The organism is Cellulosimicrobium sp. Marseille-Q4280, assembly GCF_943181405.1.
Classification (GTDB): Bacteria; Actinomycetota; Actinomycetes; order Actinomycetales; family Cellulomonadaceae; genus Cellulosimicrobium.
Genome location: NZ_CALPBY010000009.1, coordinates 19,854 through 43,679, shown reverse-complemented (window position 1 = coordinate 43,679; position 23,826 = coordinate 19,854). Strand labels below are relative to the sequence as shown.

At 73.8% G+C, this 23,826-nt stretch carries 28 protein-coding genes; 27 read left to right on the top strand and 1 reads right to left on the bottom strand.

Annotated features, from left to right (window positions below):
• Nucleotides 1–41 precede the first annotated feature (41 nt).
• The 19 genes from NFS20_RS20485 (at nt 42) to NFS20_RS20400 (ending at nt 14,365) form a co-directional block, all read left to right on the top strand.
• Complete coding sequence (locus NFS20_RS20485) at nt 42–629, top strand: hypothetical protein (protein ID WP_251153651.1); 588 nt, start codon at nt 42–44, stop codon at nt 627–629.
• Between the two features lie 62 nt (nt 630–691).
• The gene (locus NFS20_RS20480) at nt 692–949 is read left to right on the top strand and encodes a hypothetical protein (protein ID WP_251153650.1); all 258 of its coding nucleotides are present in this window, start codon (nt 692–694) and stop codon (nt 947–949) included.
• A 74-nt stretch (nt 950–1,023) separates the two neighbouring features.
• Nucleotides 1,024–1,719, top strand: coding sequence for a signal peptidase I (locus tag NFS20_RS20475; RefSeq protein ID WP_251153649.1), 696 nt, complete (start codon nt 1,024–1,026; stop codon nt 1,717–1,719).
• A gap of 78 nt (nt 1,720–1,797) precedes the next feature.
• Nucleotides 1,798–2,382 carry a TasA family protein gene (locus tag NFS20_RS20470; RefSeq protein WP_251153648.1) on the top strand — a complete coding sequence of 195 codons (585 nt, stop codon included), beginning with the start codon at nt 1,798–1,800 and terminating at the stop codon, nt 2,380–2,382.
• A 195-nt stretch (nt 2,383–2,577) separates the two neighbouring features.
• Entirely contained in the window at nt 2,578–3,144 is a 567-nt protein-coding gene (locus tag NFS20_RS20465; RefSeq protein WP_251153647.1) for a TasA family protein, read from the top strand.
• Between the two features lie 118 nt (nt 3,145–3,262).
• Entirely contained in the window at nt 3,263–4,483 is a 1,221-nt protein-coding gene (locus tag NFS20_RS20460) for a TasA family protein (RefSeq protein ID WP_251153646.1), read from the top strand.
• An 85-nt stretch (nt 4,484–4,568) separates the two neighbouring features.
• Nucleotides 4,569–5,273 (top strand): hypothetical protein, encoded by a 705-nt coding sequence (locus tag NFS20_RS20455; protein WP_251153645.1) that lies wholly within the window; start codon nt 4,569–4,571, stop codon nt 5,271–5,273.
• Between the two features lie 31 nt (nt 5,274–5,304).
• Nucleotides 5,305–6,243 (top strand): hypothetical protein, encoded by a 939-nt coding sequence (locus NFS20_RS20450; protein WP_251153644.1) that lies wholly within the window; start codon nt 5,305–5,307, stop codon nt 6,241–6,243.
• Nucleotides 6,240–6,788 (top strand): hypothetical protein, encoded by a 549-nt coding sequence (locus tag NFS20_RS20445; RefSeq protein WP_251153643.1) that lies wholly within the window; start codon nt 6,240–6,242, stop codon nt 6,786–6,788. Before NFS20_RS20450 ends, NFS20_RS20445 begins: the two co-directional genes overlap by 4 nt.
• A gap of 31 nt (nt 6,789–6,819) precedes the next feature.
• A complete protein-coding gene (locus NFS20_RS20440; RefSeq protein ID WP_251153642.1) occupies nt 6,820–7,563 on the top strand; it encodes a hypothetical protein in 744 nt (247 codons plus the stop codon).
• Entirely contained in the window at nt 7,560–8,279 is a 720-nt protein-coding gene (locus NFS20_RS20435) for a hypothetical protein (protein WP_251153641.1), read from the top strand. Before NFS20_RS20440 ends, NFS20_RS20435 begins: the two co-directional genes overlap by 4 nt.
• Entirely contained in the window at nt 8,276–9,169 is an 894-nt protein-coding gene (locus tag NFS20_RS20430; protein WP_251153640.1) for a hypothetical protein, read from the top strand. The genes NFS20_RS20435 and NFS20_RS20430 overlap by 4 nt, the downstream gene beginning before the upstream one ends.
• A 28-nt stretch (nt 9,170–9,197) precedes the next feature.
• Nucleotides 9,198–10,079, top strand: a complete 882-nt coding sequence (locus tag NFS20_RS20425) for a hypothetical protein (RefSeq protein ID WP_251153639.1) — start codon at nt 9,198–9,200, stop codon at nt 10,077–10,079.
• Nucleotides 10,076–10,750: a hypothetical protein gene (locus NFS20_RS20420; RefSeq protein ID WP_251153638.1), complete on the top strand. Its 675-nt coding sequence runs from the start codon at nt 10,076–10,078 to the stop codon at nt 10,748–10,750. Before NFS20_RS20425 ends, NFS20_RS20420 begins: the two co-directional genes overlap by 4 nt.
• A gap of 621 nt (nt 10,751–11,371) precedes the next feature.
• Nucleotides 11,372–12,202 carry a hypothetical protein gene (locus tag NFS20_RS20415; RefSeq protein WP_251153637.1) on the top strand — a complete coding sequence of 277 codons (831 nt, stop codon included), beginning with the start codon at nt 11,372–11,374 and terminating at the stop codon, nt 12,200–12,202.
• Nucleotides 12,202–12,450 carry a hypothetical protein gene (locus tag NFS20_RS20410; protein WP_251153636.1) on the top strand — a complete coding sequence of 83 codons (249 nt, stop codon included), beginning with the start codon at nt 12,202–12,204 and terminating at the stop codon, nt 12,448–12,450. The genes NFS20_RS20415 and NFS20_RS20410 overlap by 1 nt, the downstream gene beginning before the upstream one ends.
• A 26-nt stretch (nt 12,451–12,476) precedes the next feature.
• The gene (locus tag NFS20_RS22200) at nt 12,477–12,611 is read left to right on the top strand and encodes a hypothetical protein (protein WP_285821163.1); all 135 of its coding nucleotides are present in this window, start codon (nt 12,477–12,479) and stop codon (nt 12,609–12,611) included.
• A 53-nt stretch (nt 12,612–12,664) separates the two neighbouring features.
• A complete protein-coding gene (locus tag NFS20_RS20405; protein WP_251153635.1) occupies nt 12,665–13,591 on the top strand; it encodes a hypothetical protein in 927 nt (308 codons plus the stop codon).
• A 30-nt stretch (nt 13,592–13,621) separates the two neighbouring features.
• Nucleotides 13,622–14,365 (top strand): hypothetical protein, encoded by a 744-nt coding sequence (locus tag NFS20_RS20400; RefSeq protein WP_251153634.1) that lies wholly within the window; start codon nt 13,622–13,624, stop codon nt 14,363–14,365.
• A 67-nt stretch (nt 14,366–14,432) separates the two neighbouring features.
• Here the strand turns inward: NFS20_RS20400 and NFS20_RS20395 are convergent, their stop codons facing one another.
• Nucleotides 14,433–14,693 (bottom strand): hypothetical protein, encoded by a 261-nt coding sequence (locus tag NFS20_RS20395; protein WP_251153633.1) that lies wholly within the window; start codon nt 14,691–14,693, stop codon nt 14,433–14,435.
• Between the two features lie 87 nt (nt 14,694–14,780).
• Here NFS20_RS20395 and NFS20_RS20390 point away from each other — a divergent pair, with 87 nt between their 5' ends.
• The 8 genes from NFS20_RS20390 (at nt 14,781) to NFS20_RS20355 (ending at nt 23,726) form a co-directional block, all read left to right on the top strand.
• Nucleotides 14,781–15,707 carry a hypothetical protein gene (locus NFS20_RS20390; RefSeq protein WP_251153632.1) on the top strand — a complete coding sequence of 309 codons (927 nt, stop codon included), beginning with the start codon at nt 14,781–14,783 and terminating at the stop codon, nt 15,705–15,707.
• Between the two features lie 155 nt (nt 15,708–15,862).
• A complete protein-coding gene (locus NFS20_RS20385; RefSeq protein ID WP_251153631.1) occupies nt 15,863–16,489 on the top strand; it encodes a TasA family protein in 627 nt (208 codons plus the stop codon).
• Nucleotides 16,490–16,558: 69 nt separating this feature from the next.
• Nucleotides 16,559–17,440, top strand: coding sequence for a hypothetical protein (locus tag NFS20_RS20380; protein ID WP_251153630.1), 882 nt, complete (start codon nt 16,559–16,561; stop codon nt 17,438–17,440).
• A 96-nt stretch (nt 17,441–17,536) separates the two neighbouring features.
• Entirely contained in the window at nt 17,537–19,219 is a 1,683-nt protein-coding gene (locus NFS20_RS20375; protein ID WP_251153629.1) for a TasA family protein, read from the top strand.
• A gap of 82 nt (nt 19,220–19,301) precedes the next feature.
• Nucleotides 19,302–20,231 (top strand): hypothetical protein, encoded by a 930-nt coding sequence (locus NFS20_RS20370; RefSeq protein WP_251153628.1) that lies wholly within the window; start codon nt 19,302–19,304, stop codon nt 20,229–20,231.
• Nucleotides 20,232–20,252: 21 nt separating this feature from the next.
• Nucleotides 20,253–21,938, top strand: a complete 1,686-nt coding sequence (locus NFS20_RS20365) for a hypothetical protein (protein ID WP_251153627.1) — start codon at nt 20,253–20,255, stop codon at nt 21,936–21,938.
• A gap of 65 nt (nt 21,939–22,003) precedes the next feature.
• Nucleotides 22,004–22,810 (top strand): hypothetical protein, encoded by an 807-nt coding sequence (locus NFS20_RS20360; RefSeq protein WP_251153626.1) that lies wholly within the window; start codon nt 22,004–22,006, stop codon nt 22,808–22,810.
• 25 nt (nt 22,811–22,835) lie between these two features.
• Nucleotides 22,836–23,726 carry a hypothetical protein gene (locus NFS20_RS20355; RefSeq protein WP_251153625.1) on the top strand — a complete coding sequence of 297 codons (891 nt, stop codon included), beginning with the start codon at nt 22,836–22,838 and terminating at the stop codon, nt 23,724–23,726.
• Nucleotides 23,727–23,826 lie beyond the last annotated feature (100 nt).

Genomic DNA, 23,826 nt, shown 5'->3' with positions numbered 1-23,826 from the left:
CGGCAGCAGACCAGCCCCGAACCACCGACGGGCGATTCGGCGTGCGAGCCCTCGCCGAGTCCGAGGTCGACCTGACCGACGCCGACGGCGCGCACCTGGACCTGTCCGACCTCGAGGCCGGCGAGTTCGTCGACCTCGCCAACAGCCCGGCCGCCGCCGACCCGTTCGCCGACATCGGCGACCTCATGGCCGAGTACGAGCACGACGCCTACTCCCAGCTGCGCGAGATCGCCGACGACGCCGAGGCGTTCCGCGACACCCTGGACGCCTGGGCGGCCGAACACGACCCCGAGAACGCCGAGGCGTTCGCCAACTTCGCCCTCACCGAGCTCGCCGCCGCCGGCTACTCCACCGACCGCGTCGCCACCCCCGCCCAGCTGCACGAGGCGTTCCTGCTCGAGCGCTCCCGCGCCCGGGCGATCTCCCTGCTCGGCGACGACCTCGACGAGGACCTCGCCCAGGCGCTGCTGTCCGGGCTCGACCGCTCCATGTTCGGCACCGGCCCCGACGGCGCCGCGCGGCGCTCGTCCGCGATGACCGCGATCAAGGCACTGCGCGCCGACGGCATCACCGTCGCCGAGGCCATCGAGCCCGGCCGCGGCACCGTCTGGAGGGTCGCCGCGCAGTGACCGCCGCGCACCTGGACGCGACCGCCACGGCGGGTGAAACAGGCCCCGCACATCTACGGGCCATGACGACCACCAACGCACGCGTGCCGGCAGGAGTGCGAGCCGGCGGACAGTTCGCCGCGACCGCTCGCAGCGAGTCGCAGGTCTCCCTCGCGGGCTGGACCCCGCCGCCGGCGCCCGTGCCCGGCGCGGCCCCCGCGCCGCGCCCCGGGGTCGTCACCCTCGACGCCTCCCGGCTCACCCCGTCGTTCGCGGCGCGTCTGCGTCAGGAGTCCGAGGACCGCGCCACCGGGCGCCTGGGGCCGCTGATCCGCCGCTGAGGATCCGCCGCACATCTATTCGAGATGGAGGCCCCCACCTCCGACTCCGACCCCTCCCCGCACCAGAAGGCCCCATGACCCTGACGCACGACACCGAGACCGACCAGGTCGCCCCTCCCGGCGAGCTCGACCCCGAGCACACCCGGCGCGCCGACCTGCGCGACAAGCGCCCCAGCCGCGTCAGCCGTGCCGCACGCACCGTGCGCAAGGTGACCTCCGCGCTGGTCACCGTCGGCGTCCTGGTCCTGCTCGTCACCAACTTCATCCTGCCGACGCTCGCCCAGAACCGCGGCATGGAGATGTTCTCCGTGCTGTCCGGCTCGATGGAGCCCGGCCTGCACACCCGATCGACCGTCCTGGTCGACACCGACATCAACGCCGAGAACCTGGCCGTCGGCGAGGCGATCACGTTCATGACGGGCCGCAACAAGCCGCCGACCACCCACCGCATCATCGAGGTGTTCACCGACGACGCGGGCAAGACGTTCTACCGCACCCAGGGCGACGCCAACGAGGACCCCGACACCGCGCCGGTCTCCCCCGCGAACGTCATCGGCGTCCTGGACACCGACCTCGACGACGTGTGGACCGCGCCCGGCGACCGCGAGGTCCCGCTGGGCCAGGCCGTCACCTGGACGCGCACCACCGAGGGTCGCATCGCGCTGATCGCCCCGGCCGTCGCCGGGTTCGTCCTCGGCGAGCTCGCCGTCGCCCTCGGCGGGACCTTCATGGACCCGCGTACCTGGTCCAGGCGCCGCAAGGACGCCTGACCCCACAGACCGTCCGCGCCGTCGGCGTGGATGCCGCCCCGCAGCCCCCTGCTGTGGAACGAAAGGAAGCACGATCCCATGAGCACCAGCACCACCACCGCCGCCGAGCAGCCCACGCGTCGCCGCCGGGTCGTCGGCCTCCTCGCCGCCGGCGCGGTCATCGCCTGCGCGGGCGCCGCCGGCACCTCGGCCCTGTTCACCGACCAGGAGGTCGTGAGCGACAACACCTTCGCGGCCGGCACGTTCGACCTCACGGCGAACCAGCCCGACCCGAAGATCGAGCTGCCGAACATGCTCCCCGGCGACTCGGCGGACTTCGACGTCGTGGTCGGCAACGGCGGCACGCTCGAGCTGCGCTACTCGGTCGAGGGCGCGTTCTCGGCCATCACCGAGGGCGGGCAGAACCTCGGCGAGACGCTCGACCTCGAGGTCACCGACGCCGACGGCACGGTCCTGTTCGACGGCACGGCCGCGTCGCTGACGCAGCTGGTCGGCGACAAGGCCGAGGGCCCCCAGGCCGGCGACCGCGTCCTCGGCGCGGCGCAGACCGAGACGCTCAACTTCAAGGTCACCTACCCGGAGGACTCGGACAACACCTTCGCGGGTGCCGACGCGTCCCTGACGCTGACCCTCGACGCGGAGCAGACCGCCAACAACGGCTGACCCGCCTCACCTGCTGCAGCCGCCTCTCCCCTCGCGGGAGGGGCGGCTGCAGTGCACCACCGGGCGTTCCCCGCCCCGCGGCTTCCCCGCTGCTCCTCACCCCCTCGCTCGCGCCGCACCTCACCTGGCCGATCCGGATGACCGACACCCCGCCGACCGGCGGGACGTCGCCAGATCCATCGGAAGGATCACCACGTGAGCATCAACGAGGTCGCCCGCCCGCGCGGCGGCGCGTTCCTGTCCGCCTTCGCCGCGCTCTCCGTCGCGGGGGCCGCCAGCACCAGCGCCCTGTTCACCGACTCCGAGCCCGTCACCGGCAACGACTTCACCGCTGGGTGGATGGACCTGACCGCCGGGACCCAGACCTCCGCGATCAGCGCGAGCGACATGGCGCCCGGAGACGCGATCGCCCGCCCGCTGACCCTCACCAACGGCGGCACCGTCGACCTCACCTGGAGCGCCAGCGTCGGTCTCGCCGACCCCAGCCCGCTGGGTGGGGTCCTGCACGCGATCACCTTCCCCGTCCAGGACTCCGCGCAGTGCGACGACGGGACGGACCTGCTGCCGCTGCTGATGGCCGACCCCACGATCCGGCCGGTGTCGCCCGTGGAGCCCAACGCCACCGCGCCGCGCTCGCTGGCCGCAGGCGAGCAGACCACCGTGTGCCTCGTGGTGCTCATGCAGCGCTCGGTCAGCAGCGAGCACGCCGGCGGCGAGGCCGAGCTGACCTGGACGTTCGACGCCACCCAGGCCACCGCGTAGCGGCCCGCGGCGCCCGGGCATGGGCCGCCGTGCCCGGGCGCCGCACATCTACGGGGCTGATCCACCCCGAGCGCAGCACCGTCGCGCCCGGACCTCTCTACGGAAGGACACGCCCAGCGTGAGCACCAACACCACGCGTCGCCGTCGCGGCGTCGCGCTCCTGGCCGCAGCCGCGGTCACGGCCGTCGCGGTCGGGGCGGGCACCAGCGCCCTGTTCACCGACTCCGAGGTCGTCGCCGACAACACGTTCACCTCCGGCACGCTCGACCTGACCGCCGCGCCCGCCTCGCACGCGTTCGACGTGCGCGACATGGCCCCCGGCGACCGGGTCGCCCAGGCGATCACCCTGACCAACTCCGGCACCGTCCAGCTGAACTGGACCCCGTCGGTGCGCACCACCGCCGGCGAGCTCGCCCGCGTGCTGCAGACGCAGGCGTTCACCGTGCCGGACGCCGCTTCCTGCACGCCCGGGGCCAGCGCCGCAGGCTCGGTGCTGAACACCGCCGGCTGGGGCGACGACCTCGTCCGCACGTTCACCGGCGACGTCGGCGGCGTGCTCGGCGCCGGGGGCGCCTCGGTGCTGTGCCTGACGGTCGAGTTCGACCGAACCGCCGACACCACCTACTCGGGCACCGACGCCACCCTGGAGTGGATCTTCGACGCCGAGCAGGACGACTCGGTCATCGCCGAGCCGGTCGCCACCGGCGTCATGGCGCTGACCTACAACCTCTCCGCGCCCAGCTGCACCACCCAGACGGTCACGCTGCCGGCCGCCGGCGTCCGGGCCGGCACCGTCGACTGGGGCGACGGCGCCACGACCCCGCTGACCAACAACATCAACCACGCCTACGCCGACAAGGGCACCTACACCGTCACGATCGACGGAGCCTTCGACACGTACGGCAGCGGCGAGATGATCCCCAACAGCAGCACCTGCCTCATCTCCGTGGACCGCTGGGACGACGAGACCGGCACGACGAACCTGTCCGGCGCGTTCGTCAACGCCCGGAACATGACGACGGTCGCCGAGATCCCCGCCGGGGTGACCGACCTGTCCTACGCCCTGTCGAGCGCCTCCGCGCTGACCTCCGACCTGTCGGGCTGGGACACCTCCGAGGTCACGAACATGGCCGGGCTGTTCCGGTTCGGGACCCTGAACCCGGTCGGCATCGAGAACTGGGACGTCTCGAAGGTCACCAACATGGATGGTCTGTTCCAGGCGAACGCGGGCGTCAACCGCGACCTGTCCGGATGGGACGTCTCCAGCGTGACCACGCACGAGAACTTCGACGTCTGGACCGACTACTGGGACCTGCCCAAGCCGGCGTTCACCGCCTGACGCGCAGCTTCCACCTCCAGCGCCCGTCTCGCCGCCTCACCGCGGCGGGGCGGGCGCTTCGCGTTGGCCCGCACATCTACTCGCCATGAGCGACCAGCACCAGTCCCGTGTCCCGGCAGGGGTCACCACCGGCGGCCAGTTCTCCACCACGGCACGCGCCGAGGCCCACGTCACCCTGGCTGCGACGCCCGCGCGTGACGAGATCCGCGGGCCCGCGCACAAGGACGAGGACCCCACCTGGGCGTCCGGCACGCTCGCCCCGCGCGACGAGCTCGGCCTGACCCGCCCCGACGCCGTCCCGTTCGACGACGACCCGTCCTCGGTCGAGGACGCGATCGCCTCCGTGCAGACCTCCCATCTCGCCTCCGCCCGCGCCGACCACGCCGCCGCCCGAACCGTCACCGGCTGGCAGGCATGGGCCACCGAGCAGGCCCGCGCGCAGGTGCCCGGGTCGCCCGCCGCCCAGCGCTACGCCGACTTCGAGGCCGGGATCCGCCACGGCGTCATGGCGCTGTACTCCGGCACCGCAGAGGTCCGCGAGGACTACGTCGTGACCCGCCTGCAGCGCGAGCTCGGCGGCGCGCCCGTCAACAGCACGTTCCACACCGTGCGCCGGGAGATGACGTCCAAGCGCACCTCCAAGGCCTCGCGCGCCGAGTGGGCGCAGTCCGTGCGCACCGCCCCGACCGAGGCGATGCGACGCGGCATCCTCACCGCCGGGCTCGCGCTGTCCGGCCAGGACGGCTGGTGGGGCATGCGCGCCGACCCCGAGGCGACCGTCGGGCGCTGACCTGGGGAAGGCCCCGCACATCTACCCGGGCATGAGCACTCAGACCCGTGTCCCGGCCGGCGTCACCACCGGCGGCCAGTTCTCCACCTCCGCCCGCGCCGAGGCGCCGGTCGCCCTCGCGCCGGCGCCGCCCCGGCACTGGACCGACGCGACCGCGATGGACCGCATCGCGCGCCTGCTCGTCGTCGACCACTCCAGCTCCACCGCCGACACCCTGTCCGCGGCCGCCGACCGGATCGCCGACACCGGCCGGCCGCACCCCGGCGACGCCGAGGACACCTACGACGACGAGATGCTCGCGTGGATGGACGCCAACGCCGTCGCCGAGGGCGAGCCCGGGTACGACGACTGGGTCGCGCTCAACGGCCTGGCCCGCACCCTGGCCGCCGAGCCGGACTGGTCGCCCGACCAGGTCGAGACGGTCGCTACCGCCGTGTCGATCAGCGGCCGCCCCGGCGCCGGGGAGTCCACCGCGCGCGACTACGACCGCGAGCTCGCCCGCCACGCCGCCTCGACCGGCGCGATCCCCGACTACCCGCCCACGACCCGGGCGGTCGCCGAGGAGGCCGGGCTGCCGGTCATGCACGACGTGCTCGGCGTGGTCTGGAACCGCGAGGACGTGCCCGCGGACGCCTACGCGGACCTGGACGCCGACGAGGTGGCCGACCTGTACGAGCAGGAGATCGGCCCGGCCGCCGACGTCATGGCCGCCGCGCTGCGCGCCGCCGAGCGCCCCGTGCTCGAGATCAACGAGCCCGACGACGAGGACGTGGCGTTGGCCCACATGGACGCGGCGTGCGAGGAGGCCGGGCTGGAGATCGTCGGCCAGGTGCTCGAGGCCCGTCTGGAGTCCGGCGACCTGGACGCCGGCGACCTGCGCGCCCTGAACGCCGACATGGTCACCGAGCTGTACGCCCAGCACCTGGCCCCGGCGATCGACGTCGTCGAGTCCCGGCTGCTGAGCCGGTGAGCCCGCGCGTGCCCGCCGGGGTGTCCTCCGGCGGGCAGTTCGCGCCCTCGCACCGCGCCGAGTCCCCCGTCGCGCTGCCCCGAGGTGGGCGCGCGCACGCCGTAGCGATGGCCGAGGCCGCCAGCCGCGGTGACGGTCGCGCGCTCGCCGAGGCGATGGCCGCCGCGGTGGGCGACCTGGACGATGCGACCGCCGGCGAGCTGCGCGCCCGCACGTACGCGCCGATGGACGCCGCGCCAGGGTCGAGCGAGCACCAGCGGTACGCCGACGACGAGCGCGCCTGCTCGGCCGCGCTCGGCACCGACCGGATGCTCGCGGCCGCCGGCGTCGCCTCGTGGCGCTCGGCGCGCGTGCTTCGCGACCGGGACCTGCAGATCGTCGCCCAGGTCTCGGCACGTGCCCTGCTCGCCCGCGACGAGGTCGGCCAGGTCGAGGGCTGGGACGCAGGCGCGTACGACCGGATGAGCGCCCCGTGGCGCGAGACCGTCGGCCCGCTGCACCCCGACGACCCGCCGATCGGCGCCGGCAGGACGCAGGAGCGCTGACCTGCAGCTGGCCCCGCACATCTACCAGGACATGAACACCAACACCTCGCGCGTGCCCGCAGGCGTGTCCACCGGCGGCCAGTTCGCCACCTCCTCCCACGGCGAGGCGACGGGCGTCCAGCTGCACTCCAACGTGGAGCGAGAGATCTTGCGCGAGCGGCTGAACGCCGTCCTCGACCGAACCAGCATGCAGGGCACGGCGGGCGTGGACCCGGGCCCCGACGAGGCCGCCGCGCTGCGCGCCGTCGGCGTGGCCGCCGCGGTCCGGATGCACTACCCGAACGCCGCGAGCGTCGAGATCGAGGAGATGTACGACCCGGGCTCGACGGCGATGTCGATCCAGACGGTCCTCGACGCTGACGGTGACGACGTCAGCGAGGGCTGGGCGGAGCTCGGCGACGAGGACGACGCCGTCTCCCAGCTGCTCGTCGACGCGCTGGACTCGATCCCGTACGGGTCGGTCAACGGGCTGGAGATCATCGGCCGGGCCAAGCACGGCCACAAGGCGCGTATCCACATCGACGCGGTGCTCGACGGTGCCCTGCCGGAGAAGAAGCCCGCCCCCGGCGAGGTCGGCGCTCAGACCATCGCGGCGTTCCGTGCCCGCCACGGCGACACCGACGCCGACGAGGTCGGCTCCGCGCGCGACCTGCTGACCGAGCTGCACCACTGGGCCCGCGCCGGTGGCCACGACCTGCAGGCCCTGGTTGCCGCCGCGGGCGAGGTCGCCGACGAGGAGTCCGCGCTGCGCCAGGACGAGGAGACCTCCGCTTGACCCTCACGCTCGACCCCGTGACCGCTCCCGCGGCAGACCCTTCCATCCTCGAAGGGCTGTCGGGGGCAGCGGTGCTGGTCCACCCCGCGAACCTCGCCGACGCCGGCGACCTGGTCTGGGCGCTGGCCTCGGTCACCGGGCTCGGCCACGTGCGCGTGGTCGTCGCCGGTCAGAGCGCGCGCGTGACGTTCGCCGGGGCGCGCACCGTGACGATCTGCCCCACCCCGACCGGCAACGGCTGGCTGCTGTGCACCGAGTCGCCCGCCCGGACATGGTCGGTCGAGCTCGGCGCGCTCGGGGAGGCGCTGACCTGCGCCCGGGAGGTCATGGTCGACGCGGCCGCGACCGTCGAGGCGATCACCGCGGCCACCCGCGCCTACGAGCACGTCACGGCGGTGCCCGTCACCATCGTGCGCGACCGCCCGCGCGGTACGACCGTCGCCACGTTCCGGGTCGAGGGCGAGCGGCTGACGCTCGTGGCTGCGCCCGGGGTCGGGAACCGTCCGCGGTGGCGGGCGTTCTCCTCGCGCGACCCGCTGCCGTGGGCGCTGAGCGAGCGCGCCTCGCGAATCCGCGCCGAGCGCCTGCAGCGCGCCCTGTGCGGCGCCGACCCCGGCCGGGCCGAGTCCTACATGCGCTACCTCGTCGAGGTGTTCACCAAGCGCGTCGCCGAGCACGACGCGCACGACTTCGAGCTGATGGGACGAGACCTGTGACGACCGCCCGAGTTCCCGCCGGTGTGCGCACCGGCGGCCAGTTCACCGCCGGAGCTCGCGCCGAGGCGCCCGTCGACCTCGGTTCCCTGCGCGACGCGCTCGACGCCGAGGACCTGGGCGCGGCGCGCGAGATCCTCGAGAAGGTCATGGGCCGCTTCGAGCACCTGACCGGCCCCGAGCTCGCGGCCGACGACGCGCTGCGCTCGTCCTGGCTGGAGGCCACCGCGCTGGCCAACCGCGTCCGCGAGACGTTCCAGCGCGTCGAGGACACCGCGCGCGCTGCGTCCGCGGCAGCGGCCCTGGTCCGCGGCGGGCAGGTCGCCGACGCCGGCCAGGCGTTCGACGCGCGCCGCGCAGCTGCCGCCGCCACGGAGGACCTGGCCGACATCGAGTCGCTGATGTCCACCACGGTGCTCGGCGTCGCCAAGGCCCGCGCCACGCTGTCCGACCGTGAGCTGCTCGTGCGCGCCCAGGCCGACGACTCCGCGCCGGCCAAGATGCACCAGGCGTCCCTGGCGCTGACCGAGGCCGAGGCCGCCAGCCCCGAGGGGTTCCAGGCCGCCCGCGGGACCCTGGACCGCTCCCACCCGGACTACCACCTGTGGTCCGGGGTCGTGCCGGTCGCCGTGGAGGTCGACGACGTCGACGGGCCCTCGCTGCTGCGGGTGGCGATCATCGAGCCGCGCAACAACACGATGCTCGGCCGGGTGACCCTGCCGGCGCGCCGGGTGCGCGACGCCTCGGGGCGCCTGGACATGGCCGCCGTCGCCGGGACAGTGCGGTGGATGGCCTCGCACGAGAGCCAGATCACCAGCGTCGAGGACTCCTCCCGCGCGGCCGCGTGCGCGCGGCTGCTGGAGGACATGAACCGCACGATCCCGCCGTTCTGAGCGCGCTCACCCCGCACATCTAGGGGGCATGAGCACCTTCGACTCCTCGGCCCACCCCCGCACGTCTGCAGGCGTGTCCACCGGCGGCCAGTTCACGACCAAGACCCGCGAGGAGTCCGGCGTCGAGCTGGCCGCCGCGCCGCGCCCGCGCGTGCACGAGCCCGGGTCGCTGGCCGACCTCGGCGTGCCCGTCGGCCTGCAGCAGGGCATGGGCGAGCGCGACATCGCCGGCCTCAAGCGGCAGATCAACGAGCAGGGCCTGGACCGTGCCGGCGCCCGCGACGCCGCGATCCGCTGGCACCGCTGGTACGCGCTGTCGCGCGCCAGCCACCGCATCTCGCTGTTCGGCGCCCGCGGCGACCGCGACAACGCCGCGACCCAGCTGCGCCGCGCCCTGGAGACCCGCAACGCCCTGACGATGGCCGACGGCGAGGAGGCGATCGGTGAGGCCGAGCGCGACCTGATCAACGCCCACATCCGCTACCGGCTCGCCGACGACGACGTGAAGGTCCTCACCGGCGCCGAGCCGGTGCACCCCTCGGCGCACGAGCGCGTCGCCGACCCGAAGTACGCCGGCCAGCTGGTGCCGTGGCCCGAGGAGAACGTCGTCGGCCGGTGGCAGGCCGCCCCGGAGATGATCGCCGTGCTGCCCGAGGACCTGCGCCTGCCCGAGGCGGAGCCGGGCACCGAGCCGGGCACGTGGCGCGGGCAGACCACCCGCACCGTCCGCCTGGACGAGTCCACCCTGGACCGGCTCGCCGGCGCCCGCGTGGTGCCGGTCGGGTTCCCGGACGCAGGCGAGGCCCGCATCGCGCGTGACGCGAGCGACGCCCCGATGGTCGCGACCGACCACGGCCGCCGGTACACCCCGGACGTGCTGGTCGACGTGCTCGAGGACCCGGCCCGGTGAGGGGCCGGGTGCCGGCCGGGGTGAGCACCGGCGGGCAGTTCGCGCCCGGCACGCGCGCCGAGGCCCGGGTGCTGCTGGTCGGGGACGTCGAGGTCGTCACGGTGCGCCCGGGCACTGCCGGGGAGCTGGCCGAGAAGCTGGACCTGCGCCGCGGCGCGCCGGACGGGTACGAGCGGCGCGTGGTCATCACGGCCCGGGCCGCCTCGGACAGGGTCACCATGCTCGAGGTGCACGGACCGCTGGACGGCTCGGTGCTGCACGTCGAGCACGAGAGCGGGTCGGCTCCGCTGCGGGTGATCTCCGGGCGGGTGCAGGTCGCCGCTGCGGCGCGCCCGTGGTCGACGTCGGTGCGCGTGGAGCGGGGCGCGCAGGTGCGCGTGCTGGCCGCGCCGCGCTCGAAGGTCACCACGCACACGCGCCACGGGGCGAGCACGACCCTGGTGCTGGCCGACGGCGCCCGGGGGTTCCAGCACGTCGAGCGCGGCGGGCTGCTGGAGCTCGAGGGCGACCGCCGGGAGTGCGCGGTGTCGGCGAGCACGGACGTGCGTGACGAGGCCGGTCAGCTGCAGGACGGGCCCGGTGCGGCGCTGTGCCCGCTGTGCGACAGCTCGATGGCGAACGCCGGCTCGGGGTGGTCGCACGTGGGCGGCGAGGTGCGCTGCGCAGGCTGATGCTCGCTCGCGGGGCCTGGCGGGGATCGGGGCCCGTGCCCCGCGGCAGTGCGGGAGGTGGGGCCGCGAATGTGCGGATCGGCACCGGATCAGGGGCCTGCTACGCTCGCCGTCCCTCGCTCCGGTGCCCGCTCGGGCGCGACGAGCGTAGCAGCGCCGGTCAAGCACGCGCAGCACGACACGACGCCCGGTTTGGGTGTTTCGCCCGGTTCCTGCGCGCTGCGGACCGGCAACTCCGCAGCGTCCGCAGACCTCTCCGCAGGCGTTTGCGCAGGTCAGGGCCCGAAAACGGACCTGCGGAGCAACGGAGCCAGATTTCCCCCGTCCCCCCTATAGGGAACGAGAGAATCACTCTCTTGGCCCACCCCTTGGGGGCCCGCCCCTCAGGGGGTAGAGGGGTGTCTGTGTACTCCCCCCTTATACGACTACGATTTCGTCTCCGTTACTCCGTAGTACCCCTAGAGGGACCCCCTAAGAGGGCCCCTGACCAGGGCAAACGGGTCCAGCGGACCAACGGAGAAGCCGACGGAGAGACCCAGATCCAGCTCTGCAGCACTCCGCAGCACCCCGCAGGGCCCGCCGGGCCCGCCACGACCGAGATCGCCCGCACATCTACGGGGCATGACCTCCTTCGACTCCGCGGCTCACCCCCGCACGCCCTCCGGCGTCAGCACCGGCGGCCAGTTCGCGACCAAGGCGCGGGGCGAAGCTTCCGTGCTGATCCAGCGCACCGACGCCGAGCGCGCCGCCGCGTCCCTGCCCGACGTCCAGTACCGGCGCGAGCTGGCCCAGGAGCGCTACCGCGAGGCGCGCGAGGCCGGCACGAGCTCCATCGCCTATGCCGAGGCCGTCGCCGACTGCGAGACGTACGCCATGCACGTGCTCGCCCGCGACGCGCTCGTCCAGCACCCGGACGCCACCCACGTCGTGCTCGGCATCTCCGACCAGGGCGACAACGAGATGTACGCCTCCAAGGTCCTGGACGCCGACGGCAACGACCTGTCCGACCCCGAGTGGGGGTTCGAGGACTCCTACACCGCCACCAGCGACATGCGCCACCCCGACGGCGGCGCCACCTGGACCAAGCACGCGGTGCCCGGCGGCCAGGACGAGATCGGCGACACCTGGAAGCTCGACGTGCGCGCCGTGCTCGCCGCCCGGGTCATCGTGTCCGACTACGAGTCCGCCGCCGCCCGCTCCGCGGTCGACGAGGCCGTGCGCGCCGCCGTGCCCGACGCGGTCGCCTGGGTCGCGAGCACCGAGCGCGAGGACGGCGGCTGGCGCATGACCTACGACGGGAACGCCGACGTGACCCGCGCCGACGGCACCACCACCCGCGTGAGCCTGGCGCGCACCCAGGCGATGGACGAGCTCACCGAGTACGAGGAGCTGCTGGGCGAGGACGCCAGCGCACCCCTGCTGTCCTGGTCCGCGCAGGACGGTGAGCGCTGATGGCCGCCCCGTCCGCCGCCGGCGGCCGGTACGTGCCCGGCTGGAAGGTCGCCACGGTCGGCGACGTCGTCACCTCGCGCTGCACCCCGTGCGGCTGGCCGCACAGCGCCCGCAGCGCCGACCTGGCCACGATCGCTCGGATCGACCACGAGTACGGCCACCGCATCGGCCTCTACCCGCCGACCGCCCCGACCGGCGACCCGGAGCAGGCCCCGGCCGAGCCGGTCGGTGAGCTCGTGGCCGCCTGAGGCCGCCCCCGCACATCTACCCGGGCATGGACACCATCGCACCGCCCGCGCCTGTCACCGTCGCCGAACCTCGGCTCTCCCAGCTCATTCGGGAGCACGCCAACGGTGACCACGCCCCCGACGAGACCGGCAAGCAGGGCGACTGCCCGCACTGCCTGTGAGCCACGCAGCCCCGCCAGCCACGCGCTGGCGGGGCTCCGCACATCTACCGGCCATGAGCACCCTCGCCCCCGCCCGAGTCCCCGCCGGCGTGCGCACCGGCGGCCAGTTCGCCACCTCCGCCCGCGCCGAGGCCAACCTGGTGCTCGAGGCCCGCGGCCGCAACCTGATGCGCCAGGCGAACGAGGGCGTGCGGTACTGGGCCGGCGCCAAGGCCCGAGCCGACGTCGACCCGTTCGAGATCAACGACCACGACGTCGAGGACCTCGCCCAGGACACCGTCGTCGAGGCGCTGCGCGCCACCAACGGCGCCAGCCAGACCTGGGTGAACACCCTGGCCCACAACGCCGTCGTCGGCCTGCGCCGCGGCCAGACGTCCCCCGTCGACCAGCGCGCCCGCAAGCTCCTGGACGACTGGGGCGAGGCCCGCACCCAGCAGCTCGGGCGCGAGCTCACCGGAGCCGAGATCGACGCCGAGGCGCAGCGGCTGCGCGAGACCTGGGCCGACCAGCGCCACCGCCCCACCCGAGGGTTCCAGCACACCCGGTCCACGACCCTGACCGACGACCTCGCGCAGTTCGACGCGACCGTCGTGCCGGCCGCCGACGAGGCCCTGTACGACGCCGACGAGGTCCGCGTCGAGATGGCCTACGGCGCCGGTGCAACTCGCAAGCGCCTGGACGCCGCCTCGGCCCGCCGCCAGGCCTGGACCGCGGTCGCCGTGCTGCGCGACGCGCCCCTGCCCCAGCCGCGCTCGCGCGACGAGCGCACCGACCTGCGCATGCGGATGCTCGCGCTCGGCGGCGTCGAGGCGGCGGTCCGCGACTGGGCGCCCGGCGACTCGGACGAGAACGCCGTCGTGCTGCTCGGCGGGTTCGGCTCGCTGAGCGACGTCGAGCAGGAGCAGGTGGTCGACGCGCTGCGCGCGGCCGGCGCGTACGCCGAGGACCTGTGGACCTCCACCCTGCACGCAGGCGCCTGACCGGCCGGCCCCTCCGCACATCTACTGCCCATGAGCACCTCCACCAACCCGTCCCGCGTCCCGGCCGGCGTCACCACCGGCGGGCAGTTCTCCACCTCTGCGCGCGGGGAGTCCGGCGCCTCGCTCGGCACCGGCCGCCAGCGCGACCACCGGCTCGACGTGCACGCCAAGGTCGCCGTCCCCTCCCCGCTCGACGCGCCGCCGCCGTTCCCGGCCTCGCTCGGCGAGCCGACGCTGTCCTACGCCCGCGACCCCGAGACGAACCAGGTCACGCTGACCGTCTACACCGAGCACACCGACGAGGTGAGCTTCTGGGACGACGGCCACACGTTCGACCACGGCCTGTACCAGGGCGAGGAGGTCTCGACGTCCCAGCGCGACGCCCTGATCGCCTACGGCAAGGCACTGCGCACGAACCTCGACGCCGCCGCCTTCATCGTCGAGGACCGGATCAAGCCCGAGATCGAGGACGAGGTCATCACGGTCGCCCTGGGCGGGGACCCGAGCGCCGAGCGCAACGCCTACAAGGACTCCGGCCACAACGTCGAGGTCGGCGCGCAGAGGGCCGCCGGCGTCCTGCGCGCCTGGGCCGACGAGGTCGAGAAGGAGCCGCAGACCGCGGTCAAGGACGCCCTGACCGACCTGATCCACTACGCCCGCTCGCGCGGCCTGGACCCGCACGACGTGTTCGACCGCGCCGTGGAGCAGGCCGAGGTCGAGCGCGACGAGGACGGCGACCACCGCGCCTACGAGATGGAGGCCAACGAGGTCTGAGCTGCCCGGCGCGAGCACGACGAAGGCCCGGACCCACCACCACGGGGTCCGGGCCTTCGCGCTGGGGTCAGGACGCGATCAGCGCCAGGTCGACCCCGCGACGCGACGCCACGCGGTTCAGCAGCCCCGGGCGCAGCGCCCGCGTGCTGACCCGGGTGACCTTGGCCGTGCCGAACTCGTAGAACGTCGCCATCTGGTCGACCTCCTGCGCGCACTGCCGGCCGAGCTCGACAGCGCTCTCGGCGTCCTCGAGCGTAGGGAACGGGCCCAGCAGCAGGCCGCGGCGAGGACCTGAGCGGACCGAGACGTAGAAGCCGGTGATCTCCATGCTCTACCGATGTGCGGACGCACCCGCCGGCCCGGCCGGCGCCGCACATCTACCGGGCACACCACAGCCTGGGGAGGCGAGCACGGCATGACCGCGTACGGCTGGGAGACTGGCACCATCAAGCTGCCGAGCGCGGAGTTCTCGCGCCTGCGCAAGTCCGTCGAGACAGCCGACCGCAAGGCCAAGGAGGCGTCGTTCGAGCAGGCGCAGGCGTTCTGGAAGGGCCTGACCCGCAAGCAGCAGACCGACCCCGAGGCGTACAACGCCGCGCTCAACGAGCACAGCAGCGCCGCCTACGCCGACCTCACCCGGCGCCAGGAGCGCCTCGGCTGGGGTGCCCCCGCGTCCGAGCGCAACCGGCTCGCCGCCAAGCAGCAGATCCTGAGCGACACGCTCGACAAGCTGCGCCAGGTGGCCGCAGGCAGGTACGACCCGCAGACCCGCGCGTACGCGCCCGGCAAGCCGCGCCGCGTGCAGGTCGCCGACATGGACTACCCGACCAACCGCACCACCAGCTGGCCGGTCGCCAGCGAGGGGTCCATCACCTTCGACCGCGAGACCAGCTCGGTGCACTGGGCCACCGGCCACAACAACCACCAGGTCGAGCGCGCGCACTCCGACCCGCTCGCCCAGACGCTGTTCGCCGAGATCGGCAAGGTCCGCTGGACCCGCGGCACCGGCGGCACCCTCATGGGCAACGACGAGTTCAACGAGGACGCCGGGCGCGAGAACGTCGGCATGGGCGGGTCCTACATCACCTCCGGCTTCGGCCCGGTCGGCGCGGCCGACCCCGAGGCGTACATGCGCACCCAGCCGTACCGGGACTCCACCGGCAAGCTCGTGCGCGCCGAGGACTTCCCCGGCAAGAAGGCCTTCGAGCGCCAGATGCGCGCCACCTACGGCGGCCGGGCGCGCTCGCGCGGCGGGGCCGGGGCCGGGCGCGTCCCGGCGGGCGTGCGCACCGGCGGGCAGTTCACCACCCGCGGGCGCGGGGAGTCCTCCGCCCGGCTGTAGGGCTCGCTCGCACCGGCGTTCGGGGCCGTCGTGACCTGCTCGGGTCGCGCCGGCCCCGTCTCGTTGCGCCCCGGCGCCGCACATCTACCAGGTGTCGCCGCCCCACGGCGCCACTCCCCCGCCGCCCGCCGTCCACCATCTCGAGAGCGAATCCCATGAGCGAAGCAGCATCCGCGCGCCGTCGCGTGCTCGCGCTCGCCGCCGTCACGGCCGGGCTGATCGCCCTGGGCACACCCGGCACCACGGCGCGGTTCCACGAGGTCGAGCAGGTGCAGGCCGGGACGTTCTCCTCCGGCCGTCTGGACCTGACCGCCTCCCCGGCCCACACGGCGTTCCGCGTGCACGACATGGCGCCCGGCGACACCGTCGCCTACCCCGTCGAGCTCACCAACGCCGGCACCGCCGACCTGACCTGGACCCCGTCCGTGCACGTGGCCGACGACGGGGCCCTCGCCGCGGTGCTGAGCACCCAGACGATCCCCGTGACGGACCGGGCCGCCTGCACACCGCAGACCGCACCGGACGCCTCCCTGCTCGCGACGCCCGGCTGGGCCGACCCCGCCGCGACGTTCACTGGCCAGGGCGCCCCCACGGCGCTCGCGCCCGGACAGCTGGCCACCGTGTGCCTGCTCGTCACGCTCGACCGCGACGCGCCCGCCGAGTACGCCGGGGCGAGCGCGACCCTGCAGTGGGTGTTCGACGCCACGCAGACCGCACCGGCCGCGCCGCTGCAGACCCCCGAGGAGTCCGGCCCGCTCGAGGTGTGGGCCAGCTCTCTCTGACGGCCCCGAAGGCACCGCCGGCCGCCGATGCGAGGCGCGAGCGCCCGGTCCCCGCACATCTACTGGAGCATGAGCGCACCGAACCAGGGCCGGGTCCCCGCCGGCGTGTCCACCGGCGGCCAGTTCGCCGCCGGCGTCCGCGGCGAGTCCGCGGTCGACATCGCCGCACCGACCCTGACCGTGCGCCGCACCGTGACCGTCCCGGCCGCCGCGATGCGCGAGCTGCCGCCGCTGCCGGACGGCGTGGCTCCGCCCGACCTCGGCTTCCAGCGCGACGTCGACTCCGACCGGCTGGTCCTGTTCGTCCACATGCCCGCCGGCATGGTCGAGGTCTACCCCGGCGGGTCGACCTGGAACGAGCACTACTTCTGCGAGTCCGGGCTGGACGAGGACCAGACCCGCGGCGTCTACGCGTGGGCTAACGCCGTGCACACCAACCTCGCGTCCGCGCTGCACGCCGTGCAGACCCAGGTGCTCGACCACGAGGCCACCACCGCCGTTCTCGCTTCCGCAGCCCCCGGCGGGGCGCCCCGCGCCCTGCGGCCCAAGAAGCGCGGCCCGGGTGCCGGCACCGACCTGCACCTCAACGCCGCCGTCGAGCTGCGCGAGACCGCCGAGGCCGCCATGCCGCCGTGGCCGCCCACCCTGCCCGCCCCGACGGTGTCGTTCTCCCGGTTCAACGACGACCCGGCCGCCGAGTGGCAGCTGGACGTCGAGGTCCCCGGGTACGACCCGGTGACCATCTACCCCGAGGACGAGCAGGCCTCGAACTCCTTCGACCTCGGCGAGTACGAGGGCCCGGAGTTCGACTTCGAGGACCAGCAGGCGCTGCTCGCCTGGGGCGCCCGGGCCCGGGAGAACGTCGCGGTGAACATGGAGCGCATCGAGCTCCAGGCCCTGACGCCCGGCGACCAGATCACGCTGCTGAACCTCGCCTCCGGCCGGTCGTGACGGGCGTCTCGTCCCCGACATGAGCCGTCCCGCACATCTACTCCACGTCGGGTCCTCCCGACGCTTTCGCATGCCCTCGACCCGGAAGCGAGAACCATGAGCTCCACCCCCACCCGGCGCAGGCGCGCCACAGCGCTGCTGGCCGCCACCGCGGTCGTCGCCGCGGGCGCAGCCGGCACCAGCGCGCTGTTCACCGACCGTGAGGTCGTCGACGCGAACTCCTTCACGTCCGGCTCCCTGGACCTGGTCGCTGCCCCCGCCACGCAGCTGTTCCAGGTGCGCGACATGGCACCGGGCGACGTCGTCGCCAACCCGCTGCACCTGACGAACTCCGGCACCACGCCACTGGCGTGGACGCCGTCCGTACGTGTCGCCGACGCCGGCAAGCTCGCTGAGCGGCTCACGACCCGTACCTTCCCGGTCGCCGACGACGCGTCGTGCGCGCCCGGCGCAGACGCCTCGGGCTCCCTGCTGGCGACCGGCGGCTGGACCGACCTGGGCGAGACGTTCCGCGGCGCCGGTGACGCCTACCTCGCTGCCGGGGACGAGACCGTGGTCTGCCTGGTCGTGGGGTTCGACTACGGCGCCGACCTGTCCTACAGCGGCGCGACAGCGAACCTCGAGTGGATCTTCGACGCCGAGCAGACCGACGAGCGCGCCCCTGTCGACCCGGGCCCGACCGACTCCGGCCGGATCATGCAGGCCACCTACAGCACCGCGCTGCCGGCCTGCTCGGACGGCAACGTCGCCCTGCCCATCAGCGGCGTCGTCGACGGCGCCACCATCGACTGGGGCGACGGCACCGTCGAGCCTCTGGTCGACAGCGCGTCGCACACCTACGCCAGCGCCGGTGAGCACCAGGTCACGATCGACGGCCAGTTCCTCAAGCTCGGCAACGGCGCGAACCCCATGTCCGACCAGCGGTGCCTGACCTCGGTCGAGCGCTGGGACGACGGGACCGGCACGACGAACCTGTCCGGTGCGTTCAACGGCTCCTCGGCAGTGACCCGCATCGCGGAGGTCCCGTCCACCGCCAAGGACCTGTCGCACGTCATGGCGGGCAGCAAGGCCGCCTTCGACAACGACCTGTCCGGCTGGGACGTCGCCCCGACGACCCTGGCGTTCGCGTTCAACAACAACGCGACCTTCGACGGCGACCTGGACCACTGGGACACCTCGGACGTGACCTCGCTGCAGACCACGTTCTTCGGCGCGAGCGCGTTCGACGGTGACGTGAGCACGTGGGACACCTCGAGCGTGACGAACATGTCGCAGACGTTCATGCGGGCCACCGCGTTCGACCAGGACCTGTCCGGGTGGGACGTGTCGAACGTGACGATCATGGCCAACGCGTTCAACGGCGCCACCTCGTTCAACGGTGACGTCAGCACCTGGAAGCCGAGCTCGGCGACGAACCTCGCGGGAGCGTTCAGCGGCGCCACCTCCTTCAACGGCGACATCTCTGGCTGGGACGTGTCCAGCGTGCGGCTGTTCGGCACCATGTTCGCGAGCGCGACGTCGTTCAACCAGGACATCGGCGGGTGGGACACCTCGAGCGCGACCCAGATGTCGTCGATGTTCCGCGACGCCACCGCGTTCAACCAGGACATCTCCGGCTGGAACGTCTCCAACATCACCTCCGGGCTGCCGTCGATGTTCCAGGGCGCCACGTCCTTCAACCAGGACCTGTCCTCGTGGCGACTGCCCGCGAGCGGCAACTGGCTGGACTTCGACACCGGCGCGACGTCCTGGGTGCTGCCGCGCCCGACGCTCGTCTAGCCTCCAGCAGGAGCAGAGCCCGCCGGTGTCACCGCGACGCCGGCGGGCTCTGCCGTGCCCGGGCACCGCACATCTACCTGCCATGAGCGAGCAGACCCGCGTCCCGGCCGGAGTGCGCACCGGCGGCCAGTTCACGACCGGCGCGCGCGGCGAGTCCGCCGCGGACCTCACCGGACCCGTCGCGGCGTCCGCTCACCGCGCCGACGCCGACACCTGGCAGCACCCCGCCGGGGTTGACCGGGCGCTGGCGATCACGTCCTACGACGACCAGGCGGGTTGGGCCGTGATCGGCGAGCACCTGCGCGTGCGCACCCCGCGCACGACCGACAGCGGGTGGGTCGACGCTGCCCGGCCGCTGCTGGGCCAGCTGCACGCCGCCGGGCTGCACGGGGACGCCGTCGCGCAGTCCCCGGCGACCTCGGGGTTCCTGCGCAGCGCCCACGACAGGTTCTCCCTGGCCGTCACCCTCCCCTCTGGCCGCACGCTCGACATCGACTCCACCACCGACGAGCGCCGCTTCGTCGGGGTGTCCTGGCCCGACAACTGGACGAGCCGCAGCGTGTTCGCACCGGGCCGGTACGGCGACGTCGACCAGGGCGAGCTCGACGCGCTGATCGACGACGTCGTCGCCGGACACGACGCCGCGGCGGCGTTCGATCGTGCCGCGGCCGCCGAGGGCCTGCGCTCGACCGTGCGCCGCGTGACGTTCGCCGAGGCATACGACGGCGAGCAGATGCGGCTGCGGATCTTCGCGCCGTCGGTCGTCGGTCCGACCACGACGTTCGCTATCCGCGACGGGCAGGCCCGCATCGTGGCCGTCACCGGCGACGGCACGGTCGAGCACGACGACCGCCAGCTGGCCGACCTGGCCCGTCGGATCGGGCTGCGCGGCGGCAAGCGCGCCCGTGCCGGTGAGCGCGCACAGGCGCTGCTCGACGCGGCCGCTCACGGCGCTCAGCACGGCCCCGACCTGGCGGCGGTGCGCGCTCACCGTGCGCGCCTGCGCGGCTGAGGCCCCGCACATCTACCGCTCATGAGCGCCACCATCATCGCCCCGCAGCCGCGCGTGCCGGCCGGCGTCATCACCGGCGGCCAGTTCGCCACCACGGCGCGCGAGGAGTCGGCCGTCAGCCTCACGGCGCTCGACGCGGGCGACGAGCCCCAGGAGGACACCGGCCTCACCCTGGCGGGCACCTCGAGGGTCTACGACATGCAGCGCCAGTACGGGCTGCGCGAGTCGATCGCTCGCCCGCCGGTGATCGAGGCGGACGACACCGTCGCGACGGCGGTCAAGAAGTGGGGCAAGTACGTCTCCGCGAACGGCGACCTCGACCCCGAGGGCTACGCGGCCGCGCGCGGATGGATCCCGCTGGACGAGGCCGAGGCCGACCGGCTGCGCGCGAAGGCGGGCAAGACGGTCTCCGCCACCGCGACCGCGTGGGACACCTCCGCCGACCCCGACGCCCGGCGCGTCACCTTCCTGGAGACGCGGGCAGCCGCGAAGGAGGGCGCCTGGTGCTCGCGGTACGACCGCGACGACTCCTGGGCCGTGGTGAACCTGGCCAAGCGGCAGGCCGCCGAGTCGATCACCGCCGACCTGCGCACCTTCGTCGCCGACCAGGGCGGGGACCCCGACGACATCAGCGCCAAGCTCGTCGCGCAGTGGCTCGACATGACCGGCCCCGAGGCGGCCAAGGACGGCATGCGCAACGGCCTGGCGGCGATCTCCGCGCTGGGTGACGCCCCGGTGCTCGGCGTGGACCCTCCCAAGGCGATGTCGCACTACGGCACCGACGTCGAGGCGTACAAGACCGCTCGGGCCGCCTACCGGGCCGCCATCGTCCGGCTCTGCGGCGACGAGGCCGCGCTGCGCGAGGCGTTCGGCGCGACCGACCCGACCAAGGACGACGAGCCGTCGATCTACGCCCCGAACGCCTACCCGCGCGAGCACACCTTCGCGAGCGTGCTCAAGCAGGCCCGAGGCACCGCCCGCGTCGCCACCACGCGCCAGGCCGCCGCCGAGATGGTCGTCGCGCGCTTCGGGATGGCCGACGACCTCTACCTGACCCAGCGACGCCGCGACGGGGCGAACAAGCACTCCGCGACCGTGTGGGAGGACAAGAAGAACATCCCGGCCACCCACCTGGAGGCGGCTGCCAGCTCGACGTTCCGTCGCGACGGCATGGGGCACGTCGAGGTGGACGAGTCGGTGGACCTGGACGACTTCCGGTCCGTCGAGAGCGAGTGGGCCGAGCTGTCCCGGCGCGTGCCGCACACCAAGGCGCCGTCGCGCATGGCGTTCCGGCTCACGGGGCGTCACAACGCCGCCGGGGTGTACTCCCCCGACCGGGACGCGATCGCGGTCGACCCCCGTCACCCGTCGTCGATGTGGCACGAGTACGTCCACCACCTGGACCACACCAGCGGCCCGCAGCAGGCGTCGCTGTCGGACGACTTCCGGCCGATCCTGCGCTCCGCGCAGCAGGCCGTGCGCGACGACGACCGGTTCGCGGCGATGGGCAAGAACCTGGACTACTGGCGCACCCCGACCGAGGTGTTCTCCCGCGCCGCGGAGCTCTGGCTGCACTGGCGCGGGGTGAGCACCTCGCTGAACGGGGACGAGGGCAAGTTCGACCCGAACGTCGCCTACTCGAGCCTGTACCCGATGCGCGAGCAGATCATCGCCTACTTCGACGAGACGTTCGGCGACCCGCGCTAGCCGGTCGCCGCCACGGCGGCAGGCCCCATCGCCGGCGCGCCTGAGGACCCGCACATCTACCGGTCATGAGCGCACCGACCCAGGCCCGAGTTCCCGCCGGCGTGTCCACCGGCGGCCAGTTCTCCATGTCCGCCCGGGCGGAGTCCGGCGTCGACCTGAGCGCCCCGGCGCCCGCGGCCGCGCCGCCGAAGCTGACGGCCACCCAGCGCGACGCGCTGCGCGCCCTGGGAGAGACGGACCACCAGTGGCCGGCCGGTCGCGGCCGATACTCGGTCAGCAACGACTCGTCCTCGCGGTACTCGGCCCGCACCCTGGAGGCCCTGGTCGAGGCTGGTGCGGCCCGGTACGTCACCGGTGGGCATGGGGTGATGCCGTTCTACGAGTCGACGCTGACCGCGCAGCACGACGCCGACGCCGCCACGTGGACGGTCACCGCCCCGGACGAGGTCGCCGACGACGCCTACGTCGCCGCGATCATCCACGGCAAGCGCAAGCGCGCAGAGCGCTCGCTGTACTACGAGCCCGAGGCGCTGACGATCACGCGCGGCGAGTCCGCCGGCGGCACCACGACGTTCGACGTCAAGGTCGCCGGGGAGATCCCGAGCAGCCCCGAGGCGCGCTCCGCCCGGCTCGCCGGGTACCAGGCCGCGCTGCCCCACGCCCGCGGCGACCGCCAGACCGGGTGGATCCAGACGATGAGCTCGGGCTACGTCTACGGCCGCGAGTTCGCCCACCCCCACCTGGCCGGCGCCCAGGCCTCGTTCGTCAGCCTCGTGGACCGGCTGCGCGAGGCAGGGGTCGACGTCGTCGAGGAGCCCGCGGGCGCCCGAGGCGGGGTCGGCTGGCGCATCGCCGGCGTCACGGACCGCTGAGCCGGACCCCGCACATCTACCGGCCATGAGCGCACCGACCCAGGCACGAGTCCCCGCCGGCGTCACCACCGGCGGCCAGTTCTCCACGTCCGCGAAGTCCGAGGCCGACGTCATCCTGGCCCGGGACGCCAAGCTTGACCTGCCCGACGGGCACGAGGTCGCCTTCCGCAACCCGCTGTCGGCCCACCCGAAGTGGATGCACGGCGTCATCACCCGCGACGCGCCGCTGAGCCTCGGCCAGCTCGGCGTCACGGTCGGCGAGGGCGAGCAGACCAACACCTACATCCTGGACGCCGGGTCGATCCTGGCATCCATCGAGCCGGCCGAGTACGACGGCGACGACGCCGACACGATGGCCGAGGCCTTCGGCTGGTCGAGCGACGACTGGGGCTACTACTACGACGGCCGCGCCGAACGCGACCAGACCGGCGCGTACCGCAACGGGCTCGACGACGGCCTCGCCCAGGCCGCCGAGGCGCGCACCGACACCGGCGACGTGCTCGCCATCCTCGACGGGCTCAACTCCCGCGGCGAGATCGAGCACAGCGACTACTCCGCCCTGCACGACGCCGTCAGCAACCTCGCCCCCGCCGACGGCGAGCTCACGCACCCGTCCGGCGCCGGCCGGGTGACCACCTACGTCGGCGAGGCCGACGGCGTGCCGGTGTTCCAGATCGACACCGACGCCCCCGGGCGCATCCGCATCAACCTCAACGACGGCACCCCGGTCTACGACGGCGACCCCGAGGGCGCGCCCGAGCGCAACGCCAACCACGTGCTCGACGAGTCCGTGGGCAACCTGCGCGCCGCGCTGAACTCCGGCGGCGACCCGGCCGCACGCCTGGCCCGCCTGGAGGAGCTCGTGGCGAACCTCGAGTCCGCCGGCTGGGGCGGCGACGAGGACGACGAGGGGTAGTCCCGCCCCCACCTGGCACGACACCACGGGCCCGGTCACGGACGCCGCACATCTACCAGATGCGGCCCGTGGCCGGGTCCGCTTCGTCGACCCAGGAGAA